Here is a 17119-nt window from a genome sequence, read left to right on the forward strand (position 1 = left end):
ATCAGACCCGCTGTCACAGCACCGCGCTGAGAAACTCCCTGGTCCGCTTCTGCTCGGGCTCGTTGAAGATCTTCTCCGGCGGACCGGACTCGATGATCCGGCCCGCGTCGAACATCAGGACCTGGTCCGAGATGTCCCGGGCGAAGCTCATCTCGTGGGTGACGCAGAGCATCGTGATGTCGGTACTGCGGGCGATGTCCCGCAGGACGTCCAGGACACCCGCGACCAGCTCCGGGTCGAGCGCGGAGGTGACCTCGTCGAGCAGCAGCACCCGCGGCCGCATCGCCAGTGCCCGGGCGATCGCCACCCGCTGCTGCTGGCCACCGGACAGCTGGGTCGGGTACTTGTCGATGTGCTCGGCCAGACCCACCAGTTCGAGCAGCTCACGAGCCCGCTGTTCGGCCTCGTCCTTGGACAGGCCGAGGACGGTGACCGGGGCCTCGGTGATGTTGCGCAGCACCTTCATGTTCGGGAAGAGGTTGAACTGCTGGAAGACCATCCCGATGTCCTTGCGGACCTCGCGGATGTGCTTCTCGCTCGCGGCCACCAGTTTCCCGTTGCGCTGCTCATGGGTCAGGTAGTCGTCGCCCACCTTGATCGTGCCCTCGTCGGGCTTGGTCAGCGTCATCAGCAGCCGCAGGATCGTCGTCTTGCCGGATCCCGAGGGGCCGATGAGGGTGACGTGCTTGCCGGAGTCGACCCGGAAGTCGAGCCGGTCGAGCACGGTGTTGTCGCCGAAGCGCTTGGTGACCTGGTCGAAGCGGATCAGCTCGCTGCCGTCGACCGGGGGGTTGTGGACTTCGGGGATGCGCTCTGCGGGATTCGTGTCAGCGGACAAGACGTCGCTCCAGGGCTCGGATCAGAAGGGAGGCGGGGTAGGCGATGACGATGAAGGCCACCCCCACGACGGTGAGTGCCTCCGTGGTGAAGGTCTCGTTACTGAAGGCCTGGGCCTCGCCGAGCATGTCGAACGCGCCGATGGTCGCGATCATGGGCGAGTCCTTCAGCATGGCCACTACGTAGTTGCCCAGCGGCGGCACGACCCGGCGGATCGCCTGGGGAAGGATCACCGCCCGCCAGGTACGGCCCCTGGGCAGGTTCAGAGCGGTTGCCGCCTCCCACTGTCCGACGGGGACGCCGTCGATTCCCGCGCGGTAGACCTCCGCGGTGTAGGTGGAGTAGTGCAGTCCGAGACCCACGATGCCGGTGGTGAGCGGCGACATCGACGGGCCGAAGTTGGGCACGACGTAGAAGAGGAAGAAGAGCTGCACCAGCAGGGGGGTGTTGCGGATGAACTCCGTGACGGCTACGACCGGCCAGCGCACCCAGACCTGGGCGGACCGCTGTGCCAGCGCCCACGCCAGGCCCAGAGCGAAGGCGATCAGCGTGCCGATGGCGAGCGCCTGGAGGGTGACCAGCACCCCGTCCCAGAACCGCGGCATGAAGTCGGCCACGACCTGCCAGTCCCAGTTCATTCCGTACCTCCCGCCGACTGGGCACCGGCAGGCACCCGCTCGCCCCGGTCAGGGCCCCTGCTGATCACGCTCCCGCGCGCCGGCTGCTGACCGACCCGGGCCTTCGCCCTGCGCTCGACCAGCCGCATGCCGCGTGTGATGAGGAAGGCGAGAACGAAATAGACGACCAGCAGCAGGGTGTAGATCGGAGTGGTCTCGTTGGTGCCCAGCCGGACCAGGTTGCCGGCGAAGGTCATGTCGGCGACGGTGATGATCGAGACGAGGGCGGTGCCCTTGAGCAGCTCGATCAGCAGGTTGTTGAACGGTGGCACCATCTCGGGCCACGCCTGCGGCATTTCGATCAGGCGCAGCCGCTGCCAGCGGGTGAAGTTGAGGGCGATGCCCGCCTCCTTCTGCGCCGGTGGGACCGCGGCCAGCGAGCCGCGGACGACCTCGGAGCCGTAGGCACCGTAGGTGAGCCCGAGCGCGCTGACGCCGGCCCACATGGGGACGAGCTGCCAGCCGAAGAGGGGCAGCGCGAAGAACATCCAGAACATCAGCACCAGCGCCGACATCCCGCGGAAGATCTCGAAGTACGTCCCGGCGACGAATCGGACGAACCGATTCTGCGAACCGCGGGCGAGACCGATCCCGAACGAGACGGCCGCGCCGAGTGCCGCGGCGTATGCCGTGACCTGGATGGTGACCCAGACACCGGGCAGGAACCACGTGGTGAGGAACTGCGAACTCATCATCCGCCGCACAACTCCTTCGCCGTGAGGTCGGTCATGTCGGCACGGCCGAAACCGAAGGGGCTCACGATCCTCAGGAGTTCCCGGTAGTCGTTCTGCTTGAGCCGCAGGAGTTCCCTGTTGAACGCGTCGCGCAAGTTCTTCTCGGACTGCCGGAAGGCGAATCCGCCGGCACCGTAGGCCGGCTTTCCGTCCACCACGGGTTGGAAGGGCTCGGTCGTCGAGACGCGGCCTGAGCCCGCCACCGCGGACTTGACCGTGATGCGCGTGCCGGCGAAGGCGTCCACCCGGCCCTGGGCCACCGCGTCGAGACCGGCCACCTGGTCCGGCAGGACCAGGACGTCGCCGATGCCTGCGGCCTTGGCGTAGTCGATCTGGGCGTAGGCCTTCCCGGAGGCGAGTCTGAGCCCCTTCTTCTTGATGTCGGCGTATGTCCTGATGTTGTGTGGATTGCCCTTCCGGACGATGAACGCGTCCAGCATGAGGTAGTCCGGGTCGGCGAACAGCACCTGCTCGCACCGCGTGGGGTTGATGTACATCCCCGCGGACACCACGTCGAACTGCTGGGCCTTCAGCCCGGGGATGAGGGCGCCGAAGTCCACGGGTACCGGCTCGACCTTGTCGATGCCGAGCCGCCTGAAGATCACCTTCGCGATCGCGGGAGCCTCTCCGGTGGCCTGGCCGTCGTCGCCGACATAACCGAAGGGCGGTTCGCTGGCGATGCCGATCTTCACGGAACCCTGATCGCGCAGGGTGTTCAGCAGGCCGCCGCCCAGCACCTTGCCTTCGTCGGGCACACGGCTGCACCCGACCACGCCAAGACTGCCCGCCGCACCCAGCGATACCGCTCCGGCGAGCAGCGAACGGCGGGTGAGGCGTCTGGAGGGCCGAGGGTCGGTTCCTGATCTGTTTACGTGTGGTCGAGCCATGGGCGCGCGCTTACCCGGCTTCATGCGAGGTATGCGGATCGCTTTCGTCCACTCGATGCGGAGGCGCCCTTGACCGCGAGGAGACCATGGAACGCATGGCTGACCGTTACATCGAAGTCTCGCTGGTCCAGCGTGGAATCACCGGCACGGCAAAGCTGCTCGACGATCGGGCGCCGCTCACCTGCGCGGCCGTATGGGACGCCCTGCCGCTCGCCGGTGACGTCTACCACGCCAAATACGCCCGCAACGAGATCTACGCCCTCTTCCCGCCCTTCGCCGATTCCGAACCCCCGCTGGAGAATCCGACAGTCACCCCCATCCCGGGAGATCTCTGCTATTTCTCCTTCGCCGGCGCGGAACTCGGCACCAAGGCCTACGGCTACGACCGGGAGGTCCGGCACGGCACCACCCTCGTCGACCTCGCCCTCTTCTACGAACGCAACAACCTCCTCCTGAACGGCGACGTCGGCTGGGTCCCGGGCATCGTCTGGGGCCAGGTGGTGGAGGGCCTGGAGGAACTGGCGGCCGGCTGCAACGACCTGTGGCGCACGGGGGCGGCGGGGGAGACGCTCAGCTTCCGCCGGAAGTGAAACCCGCCTCGTACAGCGCGTGAGCCGCCCGCAGCACGAGGTCGTCGCGATGGCGGGCCGCCACGATCTGCAATCCCACCGGCAGTCCGTCGCCGTCCTTCCCCACCGGGACGGACGCGGCGGGCTGTTGGGTCAGGTTGAAGGGGTACGTGAACGGGGTCCAGCCGGTCCACCTCCGGTGGCCCGAGCCCTTCGGGACCTCCGCGCCCGCCTCGAAGGCCGTGATCGGGAGGGTCGGGGTGATCAGGAGGTCGTAGGTGTCGTGGAAACGGCCCATCCGGCGCCCGAGTTCCATGCGGACGTCCACCGCGGCGAGGTAGTCGAGCGCACTCAGGCGGCCGCCCAGGCCGCGGATCTCCCGGAGACCGGGATCCAGCAACTCCCGCTGGTGCGGCCCCAGATGCTGGGTCACCCGGGCCGCCCCGCCGAACCACAGCGCGTGGAAGGCGTCCACCGGATCGGCGAAGTCGGGGTCGGCCTCGGTGACGTACGCGCCGAGTTCGGCGAGCCGCGTCACGGCACGGCGTACGGCCGCGGCCACCGCGGGCTGCACGGCCACCTGTCCGCCGAGGGTGGGGGAGTAGGCGATCCGCAACCCCCGTACACCACCGGTCAGTTCGGCCGAGTAGGGACCGGCCGCGGGACCCAGCGCCGACCAGTCGCGCGAGTCCGGTACCCCGATCACGTCGAGGAGCAGCGCCGCGTCCGCCGCGTCCCGGGTCATCGGCCCCACGTGCGCGAGCGTCCCGAACGCGCTCGCCGGATACAGCGGCACCCTCCCGTACGTCGGCTTCAGCGCGAAGATCCCGCAGAAGGCCGCCGGGATCCGGACACTGCCCCCACCGTCCGTGCCCAGCGCCAACGGCCCCGCCCCCAACGCCACGGCCGCCGCCGCACCCCCGCTGGAGCCGCCCGCGGTGCGCGTCGGATCGTACGGATTGCGGGTCACGCCCGACAACGGCGAGTCGGTGACGCCCTTCCAGCCGAACTCCGGGGTCGTGGTCTTGCCGAGGAACACGGCACCGCTCTCCCGTAGCCGGGCGACCGAGGGGGCGTCCTCGTCCCAACTCCCCTCGGGAGCGATGGTCTTGGAGCCCTTCAGCGTCGGCGCGCCCCGCATCAGCAGGATGTCCTTCACCGTGACCGGCACCCCGTCCAGCGGCCCGGCCGGCTCCCCGCGCCGCCACCGGTCGGCCGACGCGCGCGCCTGCACCAGCGCCTCCTCCCCGGTCAGCCGTACGAAGGCGTTGACCTCCGGCTGGATCCGCTCGGCCCGTTCCAGAGCCGCCCGGGTGGCCTCGACTGGACTGAACTCCCCTTTCCGGTAACCCTCCACGAGTCGTACGGCGGTCAGCTCCACGAGGTCCTGCATACGCCCCTCCGATCTCAGTGCCCCGGTACGTACCCGCGTTTCTTGTCCACCACGTTCGGCAGAGACCTTCCCGCCTCCCAGCGGTCGTACAACTCCAGGAACTGGGCGCCCAGTTCGTCCCGCCAGCCGATCGTGTCGCCGCTCATGTGCGGGGACACGATCAGTCCGGGCACCCGCCACAACGGGCTGTCCGGCGGCAGGGGCTCGTCGACGAAGACATCCAGCGCGGCGCCGGCGATCCACCGTTTGGTCACCGCCTCCACCAGCGCGTCCTCGACGACCAGTTGGCCCCGGCCGATGTTGATGAACCGCGCGGAGGGCTGCATCACCCCGAAGCGGCGGGCGTCGAACATGCCGTGGGTCTCCGCGGTGAGCGGGGCGGCCGCGATCACCCAGTCCGCGCGGGCCATCAGCCGGTCGAGGTCGTCGGGGCCGTGGATCCCGGTGCGGGAGCGGCGGCCGACCAGGGCGGTGACGATGCCGAGCGCCTTGAGGGTGGCGACGATCGCCCGGCCGATGGGCCCCGAACCGACCACGCACGCGCGCGTGCCGGCCACCCGCTGGGACTCCCGGTGCCGCCACACCCCCTCCCGCTGGAGCTCCAGCGTCCGGGGCAGGTCCTTGGCCATCGTCAGGACCAGCGCGGCGACGTACTCGGCGATCGGCTGGTCGAAGACACCGCGCGCGTTGGTCACCCGCGTGTCGGAGGCGGCGAGTTCGGGACACATCAGATGGTCCACACCCGCGCTCGCGGTGTGCACCCAGCGCGGCCGCGGCCCCTCGCCCGGCCATGCCTCGCGCACCGCGGTCGAGGTGAAGTCCCAGACCAGGAGCACGTCGGCGGACGACAGCAGCCCGGCGAGCGTGGTGGCGTCCGCGTGCGCGATCCGGGCGCGGCCGGTGAGCCGGCCGAGCCGGGGCGGGGGATCGGCGTCGAGGACGAGGAGCGTGGGGACGGACGCGGACATCGCTGCACCGTTTCTGCGGGACTGTGCCAGGCGTCTGACGTGGGCGGATTGACCACGCTCGCACCCGAACCTACCTTCGTCAACACGGGCGTTGCGTACGTTCCGCTGTCCCCTCGTCTCTCACGGTGAGGCCGGTGCCTGCCATGGACGTCTCCTTTCTGGGCGGACCGCTGCCGCAACGCGGTGTCGGTGTCGTCGCCCCCTTCGACTTCGCGCTCGACCGCGAGCTGTGGCGTTGGGTCCCCGACGACGTCTCCCTGCATCTGACCCGCACCCCGTACGTCCCCGTCGAGGTCAGCCTCGACCTCGCCCGCCTGGTCAGCGAGCACGAGACCCTGCACGAGGCGGTGCGCACCCTGAACGCGATCGCGCCCGAGGTCGTCGCCTACGCCTGCACCTCCGGCAGCTTCGTCGGCGGGATCGCCGGCGAGCGCGCGATGTGCGAGGCGATGACCCGGGCGGGCGCGGTGCCCTCCCTGACCACCTCCGGCGCCCTCCTCGACGCCCTCACCGAGCTCGGCGTGAGCCGGGTCGCGCTGGTCACGCCGTACACCGTCTCCGTGACCAGGTCCCTGGAGGAGTACGTCGCCGAGGCGGGCGTCGCCGTCACGGGCTGTGCCTACATGGGCCTGACCCGGCACATCTGGAAGGTGCCGTACCGCGAGGTCTCCGCGATGGCCCACAAGGCGGTGCGGGGTGACGCCCAGGCCCTGTTCATCAGCTGCACCAACCTGCCGACGTACGACGTCATCCCGCAGCTGGAGGCGGAGCTGCGGATACCGGTGATCTCGGCCAACCAGGTGACGATGTGGGCGGCGCTGCGCAGGCTGGGTACCCGGGCCGTGGGACCGTACCAGGCGCTGATCGACCCGGCGGCGAGGTCGGGTCCCGCCCTGCCCGACGTACCGCGACTGCCGGACGAAGAACAGCAGCAGGAAGGCTGGACATGACCGCACTCGGATTCCTCTACCCGGGCCACTCCGCCGAGGACGACTACCCGCGCATGGAGCAGCTCCTGGGCAGCGACATCCGGCTGGACGTGGTGCACACCGACATCGGCACCGACGCGCACCGCGTCGACGCGCTCCTGGAGATGGGCGCGCCCGAGCGGCTCGCGGCCGGGGTCGGGGAACTGCGCATGGCGGGCGCCGAGTCCGTCGTCTGGGCCTGCACCAGCGGCAGTTTCGTCTACGGCTGGGAGGGCGCCCACGACCAGGTGCGCACCCTGGCGCAGGCCGCCGGGATGCCGGCCTCCTCCACGTCGTTCGCCTTCGTGCACGCGGCGCGGGAGATCGGGGCCGGGCGGGTCGCCGTCGCCGCGACCTACCCGGACGACGTGGCCGGACTGTTCGCGGACTTCCTGCGGGCGGGCGGCCTTGAGGTGCTCGACGTCCGGCACGCCGGGATCGTCACGGCGGCGGAGGTCGGCACGTGGGGCGAGGAGGAGGTCCTGGCGCTGGCCCGCCAGGCCGACACCCCGGACGCGGAGGCGGTCCTCCTCCCGGACACGGCCCTGCACACGGCGGCCCATCTGCCGGCTCTGGAGAAGGAGTTGGGCAAGCCGGTCCTCACCGCCAACCAGGTCACGGCCTGGGAGGCCCTCCGCCTGACCGACCGCCGCGTCAACGCCCCGGCTCTGGGCACGCTGTTCACGAGGGAGCCGATCGTGCAGGTGTGACGGTCCGGGGCCCTTGGTTCAGGTGTGACGGTCCGGGGGCCGGGTCAGGTGGAGACCGGCGCCCGGCCGTACCACTCCGCCGCCTCCGCGAAGTCCGTCGCGAAGCCGGACCCCGGTGTCAGGCGCAGGTCGTGCCAGAGTGGGGTGGGGTCGAACCAGTGGTCGGTGGTGAGCATCGCGAGGGCGTGGGCCGAGCGGGGGTCCTCGGCGAGGAGCTCACCGGCCCGCGCGAGCGTCAGGTCCCGCTCCGGCCAGGGGAGCGCGGCCCGGTCGGCGACCGCCCGCAGCAGCGTCCCCGCGGTCTCCGGCACCGGATGCACCGCGTGGTACGCGGCGAACCGCAGATCGGCCGCGGGCGCGAGCCCGGCACCGACCACCAGACGGGCCAACTCCCGTACGGAGATCAGGGAGAGCCGGGCCGGCCAGCCCTCGACCGTGCCGGGCAGCGCCCGCAGCAGCCGCACCAGACCCGGCACCACCCACACGTCCCCCCGCCCGTACACGAGATGCGGCCGCAGCACGATCCCGCCGGCCTCCAGCACCGCGTCCTCCGCCGCCGCCCGGCTCCGCGAGGTCGGCGACGCCGGATCGCGGACCAGCTCCTCGGGCGCCGCGTGCCGGAAGACCCCGCGGCCGTACACCGAGGCGGTGCTCACGTACACGATCCGCCCGACCCCGCCCCGCCGGGCCTCGGCGAGCAGGTTTTGGGTACCCCGGGCGTTGACGTCCTCATTGGCCTCGGGCGAGGAGCCGATGTACGAGGCACAGTGCAGCAGGACATCGACTCCCTCGCAGATCCCGGTCAGTGAGGCCGGGTCGGTGAGGTCGGCCGACAGAGCGGGCCGCTCGGGCACGGGCCGCCGATGGGACATCAGGCGCGGGTCCAGTCCCCGGCGGGCCGCCTCGTCGGTCACATGGCTCCCGACGAATCCCGCGGCGCCGGATATCAGGACGGTGGGCATACGGGTTCCTCCAGACCGGTCGATCACGCCTCGGCCCGCCCCAGGACGAGGTCGGCCGCAAAGACCTGTTCCCCTTCCTGAGTGCCCCGCACCCTGCCCCGGGCCTCGCCGGCCACCCCGTCGGCGCCGCCCGCGTCCGTGACCTCGGCCTCCAGGAAAAAGGGCGTCTCGAGTTCGGCGTACCGGTTGAACTCGCTCTCCAGGCCGAGCAGCAGACCGTCCGCCCGCCCGGGTCAGGAGGGCAGCGGTTCCGTCGGTTCGGGGGCGCCTACCCCGTGCCGGAGCTGCTCGAACAGCTGGGCGATGCGTTCCTCGTCGCGTCGGTAGTGGGTCCACTTCCCCACGCGGGTGGATCGTACGAGCCCCGCCCGTTCCAGGACGGCCATATAGGTGGAGACGGTGGACTGCGCGAGGCCCGTCTTGGCCTGGATATGGCTCACACAGACCCCGACCGCACGCGGATCGGTCATCTCCGGATCGACCGGGAAGTGCCGCTCGGGTTCGCGCAGCCAGCTGAGTACCTGTAGCCGCACGGGGTTGGCGAGCGCCTTGAGCGGATCCAGCAGGGGGACGAGATCGCCCGTCCCGCTGGGAGGCTTCGGAATCGGCCTCACGGAGTTCGGGATCGTAGGTCTGCTGCCCGAGGTCGCGAGCGACTTCGGCGTCTCCGAGTCGGCCGCCGGCTACCTGGTCTCCGGCTACGCGCTCAGCGTCGCGGTCGGCGCCCTGGCCCTGACCGCCGCCCTCACCCGCTTCGACCGCAAGAAGGTCCTGGTCGGCCTGATGACGCTGTTCATCGCGGGCAACCTGATCTCCGCCGTGGCTCCCACCTACGAGCTGCTGATGGTCGGCCGGATCGTCGCCGCCCTGTGCCACGGCGCCTTCTTCGGCGTCGGCGCCGTCGTCGCCTCCGACATGGTCGCCGAGAACAAGAAGGGCAGCGCCATCGCCCTCATGTTCGGCGGACTCACCGCGGCCAACGTGCTCGGTGTGCCGCTCGGCACCTTCCTCGGCCAGCAGATGGGCTGGCGCTCCACCTTCTGGGCCATCACCGTCATCGGTGTCCTCACCCTGATCGGCATCCAGTCCCTGGTGCCGCGGACGACCGGGGCCGCGCGGACCGACCTCCGCGCCGAGCCGGCCGTCTTCGGCCGCGGCCAGGTCTGGGTCTCCATCGCCCTGAGCATCCTCGCCTTCGGCAGCGTCATCGGCGGCTACACCTACATCGCCTTCACGCTCACCGACGTCAGCGGCTTCGCCACCAGCACGGTGCCGTGGCTCCTGGTGCTCTTCGGCGCGGGCACGTTCATCGGCAACTTCGTCGGCGGCAAGGCGGCCGACAGGTCCCTGAACACCACGCTGATCGCGATCATGGCCGCCCTCGCCGTCGTCCTCGGCCTGTTCGCCCTCACCGCGGAGAGCAAGGTCGCGACGGTCGTCGCCCTGCTGCTGATGGGCACCATCGGTCTCGCGACCGCCCCCGGCCTGCAGGTGCGCACCATGAAGTACGCCGACGACGCGCCCACCATGGCCTCCGGCGCCAACATCGCCGCCTTCAACGTCGGCAACGCGCTCGGCGCCTGGCTCCGCGGTCTGGCCATCGCGGCCGGCTACGGCTTCGTCTCCCCGCTGTGGGTCGGCGCCGGACTCGCCCTCGCCGGACTCGTCGTCGTGACCGGCGGCTCCCTCGGCCGCGGCACAAGGCCCTCGTGGACCGTCGCGGGCGGCTCGATGCAGCCGACGAAAAGGGCCGGCGCCGAGGTCCGCTGACGGCCTGTGCCGGAGACGTTCCTCCAGCACCCCGACGTGGCCCGCGGGAATAAACGGGGACTGTCTCCCGTTGAGCCCACGGACCACGCACACGCACCAGCCAGTACAACCACCGTATGAACCAGGAGGCCCCCGTGGCGGCAGACGAGATCCGAGGGACCACTCAGGGCACCGCCCCCGTCCCCCTCTCGGTCCTGGACCTGGTCACCGTCGGCGCCGGCCGCACGGCCACCGACGCGCTCCGGACCAGTGTCGCCATCGCCAAGCTCACGGAGGCCCGCGGCTTCCACCGCTACTGGGTCGCCGAGCACCACTCCATGCCGGGCGTGGCCTCCTCGTCCCCGGCCGTGATCCTGGCCCACCTCGCCGCCCACACCGACCGCATCCGCCTCGGCTCGGGCGGGGTCATGCTGCCCAACCACGCCCCGCTCGTCATCGCCGAGCAGTTCGGCACGCTGGAGGCGATGGCCCCGGGCCGTATCGACCTGGGCCTGGGCCGCGCCCCCGGCACCGACGGCGCGACCGCGGCGGCCCTGCGCCGCACGGACCGCCTGCACGAGGGCGCCGACGACTTCCCCGAGCAGCTCGCCGAGCTCACCCGCTTCCTGGACGACGACTTCCCGGACGGCCACCGCTACCGCCGTATCCACGCGGTACCCGGCCCGATCCAGTCCACGTCCTCCGGCGGCGTCCAGTCCCCGCACCGCCCGCCGATCTGGCTCCTCGGCTCCTCCGGCTTCAGCGCCCGCCTGGCCGGCACGCTGGGCCTGCCCTTCGCCTTCGCGCACCACTTCTCGGCGCAGAACACCATCCCGGCCCTGGACCTCTACCGCGAGTCCTTCCGCCCCTCCGCGGTCCTGGACGCCCCCTACGCCCTGATCGGCGTCTCCGCGCTCGCCGCCGACGAGGAGAAGGAGGCCCGCCGCCAGGTCCGCGCCGCCGCCCTCAACATGATCCGTCTGCGCACCGGCCGCCCGGGCCTCGTCCCCACCCCGGAGGAGGCGGAGGCGTACGAGTTCAGCCCCATGGAGGAGGAGTTCGCGACCTCCTGGAACGCCAACGTCGTCCACGGCGGCGTCGACGAGGTCCGCTCGGGCCTCGACGACCTCCAGAAGCGCACCGGCGCCGACGAGTTGATGCTCACGTCCCACGCCCACGACGGCGCCCTGCGCCTGCGCTCCTACGAACTGATCGCGAACGCGTACGGCCTGCCGACGGACTGACCGTCAGACGCGTACACCGAGCAACCCGGAGATACGATCCGGCGGCACCGGCCGCGAGTACAGCCACCCCTGGCCGGTGTCGCAGCCGATGCGGCGCAGGCGGGTGGCCTGGGCCGAGGTCTCGACGCACTCGGCCGTGACCGTCAGGCCGAGCCGGTGGGCCAGCTGGATCATCGCCTCGACGACGACCTCGTCGGCCGGGTTGGGCGCCACGCCCTCCCCCTCGTACTGGAAGCCCCGGACGAAGGAGCCGTCCAGCTTCAGGACCGAGACCGGCAGGCGGCTGAGGTAGGCGAGGTTCGAGTAGCCCGTGCCGAAGTCGTCGATCGCGATCCGCACGCCCATGTCGCTGAGGGCCTGGAGCGCCTGGAGCGGCCGTCCCGAAGAACCCATCACCGCGGACTCGGTGAGCTCCAGCTGGAGCAGGTGAGGGGCGAGGCCGGTCTCCTTGAGGGTCCGGGCCACGTCCGCGACCAGGTCGGAGTCCCACACCTGGCGGACCGCCACGTTGACGCTGACGAAGATCGGCGGTTCGTCCGGCTGGTCCAGCTGCCACTGGCGGGCCTGCCGGCACGCGGTCGCCAGGATCCAGCGCCCCAGCGGCACGATCGCGCCGTCCTCCTCGGCCAGTGCGATGAACCGATTCGGCGTCAGGACCCCGAACTGCGGGTGGTTCCAGCGGATCAGCGCCTCGACCCCGCGCAGCCGGCCGTCCTCCATGCCGACCAGCGGCTGGTACTCCAGCGCGAACTCGCCGCGCTCGATCGCCGGCCGCAGCGTCGACGCCAGCGCCTGGCGGGTCACCCGGTTGGCGTTGCGCTCCGGGTCGAAGAGCGTCCAGCGGTCCTTGCCGTCCGCCTTCGCCCAGTACAGCGTGGTGTCGGCGGCCTGCATCAGCCCCGTCGCCGAGGTGCCCTCCGCCAGCCGCTCGACCACCCCGATCGACGCGGACACCGACAGCCGCCGGCCGCCGATGTCGAACGGCGCCTGGATCGCCGTCAGCAGCGACTCGGCGAGATCCGCGAGCTGCTCGGTGCCCGTGGAGTCCTCCACCAGCAGCGCGAACTCGTCACCGCCCAGCCGCGCCACCAGGGGCGAGGTGGCCCGGCCCTGCCCGGCCCCCTCCGCACACCGCGTCAGCCGCTCCGCGACGGCGGCCAGCAGCCGGTCGCCGATCCGGTGCCCGAGGGTGTCGTTGATCGCCTGGAAGCCGTCGAGGTCCAGGTAGCACAGCCCGATCCGGCCCGTGCCTCCTTGCGTGTACGACTCCGGCTCCAGCGCGGCCGACAGCCGCTCGAAGAACAGCGCCCGGTTGGGCAGCCGGGTCACCGGGTCGTGCATCTGCAAGTGCCGCAGCCGCGACTGGAGTTCACGGCGTGAGGTGATGTCGGCGACCGACAGCAGCACCCCCGGGGTGTCACCGGCCAGCGGCGCGACCTTGATCTGCGCCCACAGCGAGTGCCCGTCGGGATGCTTGAGCCGCCGCGTGCAGCGCAGCTTCGCCTGCCGGCCGCGCAGCACCTCGCGGTACGCGTGCCAGGTCCGCGCGTCCGACGCCAGATCCACCAGATCCGCGGCGACCGTCCCGGCCAGCTCCTCCGGTACGGCGCCCAGCAGTTCGCCGAGCGCCGGGTTCGCGTCGACCACCACGCCCTCGCGGTCGACCACGGCCATGGCGATCGGGGCGGCCAGGAAGGCCGCGCGATGCGTCGTCGTGATGTCACTCTCTGTTACGGCGGCCTCTTCGAGGTCTGCCGCGGGCGCCGGCCCTTCGGACGTTCCGTTCACCGCTCGCTCCCGCAGTGCACTCGTTCGCTGTCCGCGCAGGAAAGTGTGCCGATCATAGAGGTAGACCCCCGGCCCTTCCAGCCATTGCCCAGTCTCGGCGACCGGCAACCCCTTCCGGCAGATCGTTTCTGCCCGCAGCTGGGCGGGTTCTTCGGCCCCAGGACCACTTGTGACGTTCCGTGAGCGATTCGGGGGTGTCGGGGCCGACGGAGGGTTACGCACTCTCACTCGTCCGGTGCAGATAAACAGGACGTACTACTGCAAAGCGTCACAGGCTGGGTGCGGTGTCCCGTGAACCGCTCCCGGAGGTCCCCTTGCCGCGCACGTTCCCGCGCCCCCGACTGCGCAGCACCGCGGCCGTGTTCACCACCCTGGCGGCCCTCGCCGCGACCTCCCTCGTCACCGGACCCTCCGTGGCCGAACCCTTCTCGGCGGCACCCTGCACCCTGGAGCGCACCGACGCCCACCACTCCGAGGGCGTTGACACCTGGAACGCCGCCTACCCGCGCCCCGCCCGCGCCCTCGACGCGGTGATGGTCTTCCTGTCCTTCCCGGACGCGGCCCCGCTGACCACCCCCGCCGAGCTGACCGCCGATCACTTCCCGGCCACCACCCGCTTCTTCGAGCGCGCCTCCTACGGCCGCTTCACACTGCGCCCGCATCCGCTGCGGCACTGGATCCGGATGCCGAAGCCGTCCACCGCGTACGCCATACAGCGCGACTGGAACGCCGAGCACCGGGGCGCCTATCTGCGCGACGCGCTCGCCGCGGCCGACGCCGAGGTCGACTTCTCGCGCTACGACGTCGTCTACTTCGTCGCCGACCCGGACGCGCCGGGTGTGGACTCCGACGCGACGAAGGTCGTCAACCTGGATGTCCCCCTCCGCGCCGACGGCACCGACATCCGGCGGGTCGTCACGGTCTTCGAGAAGCACCCGCCGGACCGGCTGGTCCTCGCCCACGAGACCGGGCACGTCTTCGACCTGCCGGACCTCTACCACCGGCCCGTGGACGGCAAGGGCGACTGGGACACGTACGTCGGCGACTGGGACCTGATGGGCAGCCAGTTCGGACTCGCCCCGGACCTGTTCGCCTGGCACAAGTGGAAGCTGGGCTGGCTGGAGCGGCGTCAGGTGGTGTGCGTACGGGGCTCCGCGCCGACGCGGCTCACCCTGGAACCACTGGAGGCGGGCCCCACCGGTGCCGGGATCTTCGGACTCGGACATGGCACGAAGCTGGCGGTCGTCCGCACCGGCCCCGACAGCGTGCTCGCCTTCGAGGCGCGCGCGGCGGTCGGCAACGACACGGCGGTCTGCCGACAGGGCATCCTCGTCTACCGCGTCCACAGCGGCGCGATGTCCGGCGACGGCCCGGTCCAGGTCCTCGACGCCCACCCCCACACGGAGGCCTGCTGGAACCACTCGGTGTACCCACCCTTGGCTGACGCCCCGGTCTCAGAGGGCGAAAGCTTCACGGCCCCGGACTCCGACGTCAGGATCACGGTGGAGGGCCGAACGGGATCGGGGGCGTGGAACGTGGAGATCACGGCGGGGTGACTTCTCGGCCGACGGGCAGGTGACCGACGCCGAGGGGGTGTGGGTGGCGAAGCCCCCACAGCGCGCGGCGCAGCCGCGCAGAAACGACGATGGCGAGGTGGGTTCGCGCTTTCCGCGAACACGCCTCACCATCGACATCGTGCGCCGCCAGGGACTCGAACCCCGGACCCGCTGATGCTGCATCTTCCGGGGGATAACCCCCGGACCCCCAGCCGCCGCGCAGTGCCGTCACATGAGAAGGCCCCCCGCGCTTGCGAGAGGCCTTCACTGTCGGTGCGCCGCCAGGGACTCGAACCCCGGACCCGCTGATTAAGAGTCAGCTGCTCTAACCAACTGAGCTAGCGGCGCCTGCTGACGTCGTAGACCTTAGCATCCTGATCGGCCGGGGGAAAAATCGATATCCGCACGGCGGCCCGGGCGGCCCGTACCGCCGCCCACAGCAGGATCTCGGGGCCCGGCAGCCAGGGGTGGCGGGTGTCCGGGGCGACCAGCCAACGCGCGGTCGGAGCGGTGTTCGCCCTGCTCAGCGGGGCCGGCACCGTCACCGCGTCCCCCGTCCCATGGCACAGCAGCGGCGGAATCGCCCCCGTCCGCCCGAACTCCTCCCACCGCAGCAGCGACGGCAGCCGCTGTGCGGTCCCCGGCGCCGCGAAGAGCAGCACGCGCCCCCGCAACATCGCCACCGGCCCCGACCCCGGTCCCTCCTCCCACAGCCGGTCGAGCATCCGGCGCCCGAAGATCGCGGGCGCGCTCACCACGTCGAAGACGGCGCCGCAGGGCAGTACGACCGGCGCCGCGGGCCGCTCCTCCCAGAAGGAGAGCGTGCTGCGCGGATACGTTCCTGCCGAGGCGAGCCAGGCGGCTCCGTCCGCGGTGACGCCCGAGACGTCGTGCCCGGCGGAGAAGGGTTCGTCGCGAGTGCTCATGTCGTCTACATGTACCGGCCGTGAGCAAGCCGTTCCCGAGGGTTGCGGGAATTCGGGACAGGGAAGGGTGCAAAGGAGTAACCTGCCCGCCTGGCATATGCCAAAGCATTACTCGGTGCTGAGGCCTTCCCTGAAGCCGCTCAGACCGGGTCGGCGTGGCCGGTCCCGCCGCTCTCGGTGCCGCGCATCAGATCGCGCCCGAACTCGACCATCTTCTTCGCGTAGTCCTCGGTCCACTCGGCGCGCTCGGCGATGTCCGCCGTGGTGAGCCGGTCGAAACGCCTCGGGTCGGCCAGCTGGGCCGCCGCGATCGCCTGGAACTCCACGGCCCGGTCCGCCGCCGCCCGGAAGGCGTGCGTCAGCTCGGTGGCGCGGGCCAGCAGCGCGCGGGGGTCGTCCATCGACTCCAGATCGAAGAAGTGCTCGGGATCGTCGGCCACCTGCGCGGGCTCGAACAGCAGGGGCGCGGGGCGCAGCCGCGGTTCGTTCCGACGCGGCGTGGGCTCCGCCATGTCTTCTCCTCCTCGTACAGACCGAGTACCTACCGACACCCCGCCGACGACAGGGCCACCGTCCATTGTCCCGCGCCCACGCAAGAGGGCGGGATGCCTCCGGCACAGTCAATGTGTACGAGCGCCGCCCTGTTCCCGGTTCACCGCAGCTACGGCCGCCAGCTCACCCGGTGCTCGCCCAGCCGCGCCAGCACCGCATGGTTCGCCTCCCACCCGTCAGGGAACTTCACCAGCGTTCCCAGCTGGACCGGCTCCGTCGACGGGTAGTCGTCCAGGAGGTCGCTCACGCCCGCGCGGCACACCACGATGCAGGCGTGGCGGTGGCGGGAGGCCAGGACGCACAGGCGGCCCGTCTCCAGGTGGAAGGCGGTGGCGTCGGGGCGGCCGGAGAGCGGGTGCAGGACCACGGTGACGTCGTACTCGCGGCCTTGGAGCCGGTTCGCCGTGTCCACCGTGACGTCGCCGACGCCCAGCTCGGCCAGCGCCGCGCGGACGGCCGCCGCCTGGTCCCGGTGCGCCGTGCCCACGGCGACCCGGTCGGCGGTCAGCGGCGTCGGATCCGGCGAGCGCTCCGACGTGGCCGCGCCGCCCCGGTCCAGCAGCCGCCGTACGACCGTCGCGACCGCCCGCACCGCCTCG

18 protein-coding genes and 1 tRNA gene are annotated in these 17119 nt (G+C 71.2%); 6 read left to right on the plus strand and 13 right to left on the minus strand.

What is annotated here, in order from left to right; translation table 11 throughout:
* Window positions 1–13: 13 nt before the first annotated feature.
* The 4 genes from ehuA to ehuB are packed head-to-tail and all read right to left on the minus strand — an operon-like array spanning window position 14 to window position 3135.
* A complete protein-coding gene (ehuA, locus tag ABZ896_RS33680; RefSeq protein ID WP_360937340.1) occupies window positions 14–838 on the minus strand; it encodes an ectoine/hydroxyectoine ABC transporter ATP-binding protein EhuA in 825 nt (274 codons plus the stop codon).
* A complete protein-coding gene (gene ehuD, locus ABZ896_RS33685) occupies window positions 828–1475 on the minus strand; it encodes an ectoine/hydroxyectoine ABC transporter permease subunit EhuD (RefSeq protein ID WP_360937342.1) in 648 nt (215 codons plus the stop codon). Before ehuD ends, ehuA begins: the two co-directional genes overlap by 11 nt.
* On the minus strand, window positions 1472–2209 hold the full coding sequence (ehuC, locus tag ABZ896_RS33690) for an ectoine/hydroxyectoine ABC transporter permease subunit EhuC (protein WP_360937344.1): 738 nt from the start codon (window positions 2207–2209) through the stop codon (window positions 1472–1474). Before ehuC ends, ehuD begins: the two co-directional genes overlap by 4 nt.
* Window positions 2206–3135, minus strand: coding sequence for an ectoine/hydroxyectoine ABC transporter substrate-binding protein EhuB (ehuB, locus tag ABZ896_RS33695; RefSeq protein WP_360937346.1), 930 nt, complete (start codon window positions 3133–3135; stop codon window positions 2206–2208). The genes ehuC and ehuB overlap by 4 nt, the downstream gene beginning before the upstream one ends.
* Before the next feature lie 95 nt (window positions 3136–3230).
* On the opposite strand from ehuB, the gene ABZ896_RS33700 reads away from it, so the two are divergent.
* Window positions 3231–3725 (plus strand): DUF3830 family protein, encoded by a 495-nt coding sequence (locus tag ABZ896_RS33700; protein WP_360937348.1) that lies wholly within the window; start codon window positions 3231–3233, stop codon window positions 3723–3725.
* Here the strand turns inward: ABZ896_RS33700 and ABZ896_RS33705 are convergent.
* Together ABZ896_RS33705 and ABZ896_RS33710 are read right to left on the minus strand one after the other, a co-directional pair.
* A complete protein-coding gene (locus ABZ896_RS33705) occupies window positions 3706–5097 on the minus strand; it encodes an amidase (RefSeq protein ID WP_360937350.1) in 1392 nt (463 codons plus the stop codon). The two genes, ABZ896_RS33700 and ABZ896_RS33705, sit on opposite strands and share 20 nt — an antisense overlap.
* Window positions 5098–5111: 14 nt before the next feature.
* Window positions 5112–6065: a D-2-hydroxyacid dehydrogenase gene (locus ABZ896_RS33710; RefSeq protein WP_360937352.1), complete on the minus strand. Its 954-nt coding sequence runs from the start codon at window positions 6063–6065 to the stop codon at window positions 5112–5114.
* Window positions 6066–6208: 143 nt separating this feature from the next.
* Here ABZ896_RS33710 and ABZ896_RS33715 point away from each other — a divergent pair, with 143 nt between their 5' ends.
* Window positions 6209–7015: an aspartate/glutamate racemase family protein gene (locus ABZ896_RS33715; RefSeq protein ID WP_360937374.1), complete on the plus strand. Its 807-nt coding sequence runs from the start codon at window positions 6209–6211 to the stop codon at window positions 7013–7015.
* A complete protein-coding gene (locus tag ABZ896_RS33720) occupies window positions 7012–7743 on the plus strand; it encodes a decarboxylase (RefSeq protein WP_360937354.1) in 732 nt (243 codons plus the stop codon). Before ABZ896_RS33715 ends, ABZ896_RS33720 begins: the two co-directional genes overlap by 4 nt.
* Before the next feature lie 44 nt (window positions 7744–7787).
* Here the strand turns inward: ABZ896_RS33720 and ABZ896_RS33725 are convergent, their stop codons facing one another.
* Window positions 7788–8705, minus strand: a complete 918-nt coding sequence (locus ABZ896_RS33725) for an NAD-dependent epimerase/dehydratase family protein (RefSeq protein ID WP_360937356.1) — start codon at window positions 8703–8705, stop codon at window positions 7788–7790.
* 233 nt (window positions 8706–8938) lie between these two features.
* Window positions 8939–9238, minus strand: a complete 300-nt coding sequence (locus tag ABZ896_RS33730; protein WP_360937358.1) for a helix-turn-helix domain-containing protein — start codon at window positions 9236–9238, stop codon at window positions 8939–8941.
* Window positions 9239–9254: 16 nt separating this feature from the next.
* Here ABZ896_RS33730 and ABZ896_RS33735 point away from each other — a divergent pair, with 16 nt between their 5' ends.
* Both ABZ896_RS33735 and ABZ896_RS33740 read left to right on the plus strand, forming a co-directional pair.
* Entirely contained in the window at window positions 9255–10475 is a 1221-nt protein-coding gene (locus ABZ896_RS33735; protein ID WP_360937360.1) for an MFS transporter, read from the plus strand.
* Between the two features lie 116 nt (window positions 10476–10591).
* The gene (locus ABZ896_RS33740) at window positions 10592–11698 is read left to right on the plus strand and encodes an LLM class flavin-dependent oxidoreductase (protein WP_360937362.1); all 1107 of its coding nucleotides are present in this window, start codon (window positions 10592–10594) and stop codon (window positions 11696–11698) included.
* Between the two features lie 3 nt (window positions 11699–11701).
* Here ABZ896_RS33740 and ABZ896_RS33745 read toward each other — a convergent pair whose 3' ends face one another.
* A complete protein-coding gene (locus ABZ896_RS33745; RefSeq protein WP_360937364.1) occupies window positions 11702–13486 on the minus strand; it encodes an EAL domain-containing protein in 1785 nt (594 codons plus the stop codon).
* Between the two features lie 284 nt (window positions 13487–13770).
* Between ABZ896_RS33745 and ABZ896_RS33750 the strand changes: the two genes are divergently transcribed.
* Window positions 13771–15042: a M6 family metalloprotease domain-containing protein gene (locus ABZ896_RS33750; RefSeq protein WP_360937366.1), complete on the plus strand. Its 1272-nt coding sequence runs from the start codon at window positions 13771–13773 to the stop codon at window positions 15040–15042.
* A gap of 274 nt (window positions 15043–15316) precedes the next feature.
* On the opposite strand, the gene ABZ896_RS33755 is transcribed toward ABZ896_RS33750, so the two are convergent.
* The 4 genes from ABZ896_RS33755 to ABZ896_RS33770 all read right to left on the minus strand — a co-directional run.
* A tRNA-Lys gene (locus ABZ896_RS33755) sits at window positions 15317–15390 on the minus strand.
* Complete coding sequence (locus ABZ896_RS33760) at window positions 15381–15968, minus strand: bifunctional DNA primase/polymerase (RefSeq protein ID WP_360937368.1); 588 nt, start codon at window positions 15966–15968, stop codon at window positions 15381–15383. Before ABZ896_RS33760 ends, ABZ896_RS33755 begins: the two co-directional genes overlap by 10 nt.
* A gap of 140 nt (window positions 15969–16108) precedes the next feature.
* Complete coding sequence (locus tag ABZ896_RS33765; RefSeq protein ID WP_360937370.1) at window positions 16109–16480, minus strand: hypothetical protein; 372 nt, start codon at window positions 16478–16480, stop codon at window positions 16109–16111.
* A gap of 149 nt (window positions 16481–16629) precedes the next feature.
* A partial coding sequence (locus ABZ896_RS33770) for an AAA domain-containing protein (RefSeq protein WP_360937372.1) occupies window positions 16630–17119 on the minus strand: 490 nt, incomplete at its 5' end.

The sequence above is a fragment of the Streptomyces sp. NPDC047072 genome, from assembly GCF_040643855.1.
Lineage (GTDB): Bacteria > Actinomycetota > Actinomycetes > Streptomycetales > Streptomycetaceae > Streptomyces.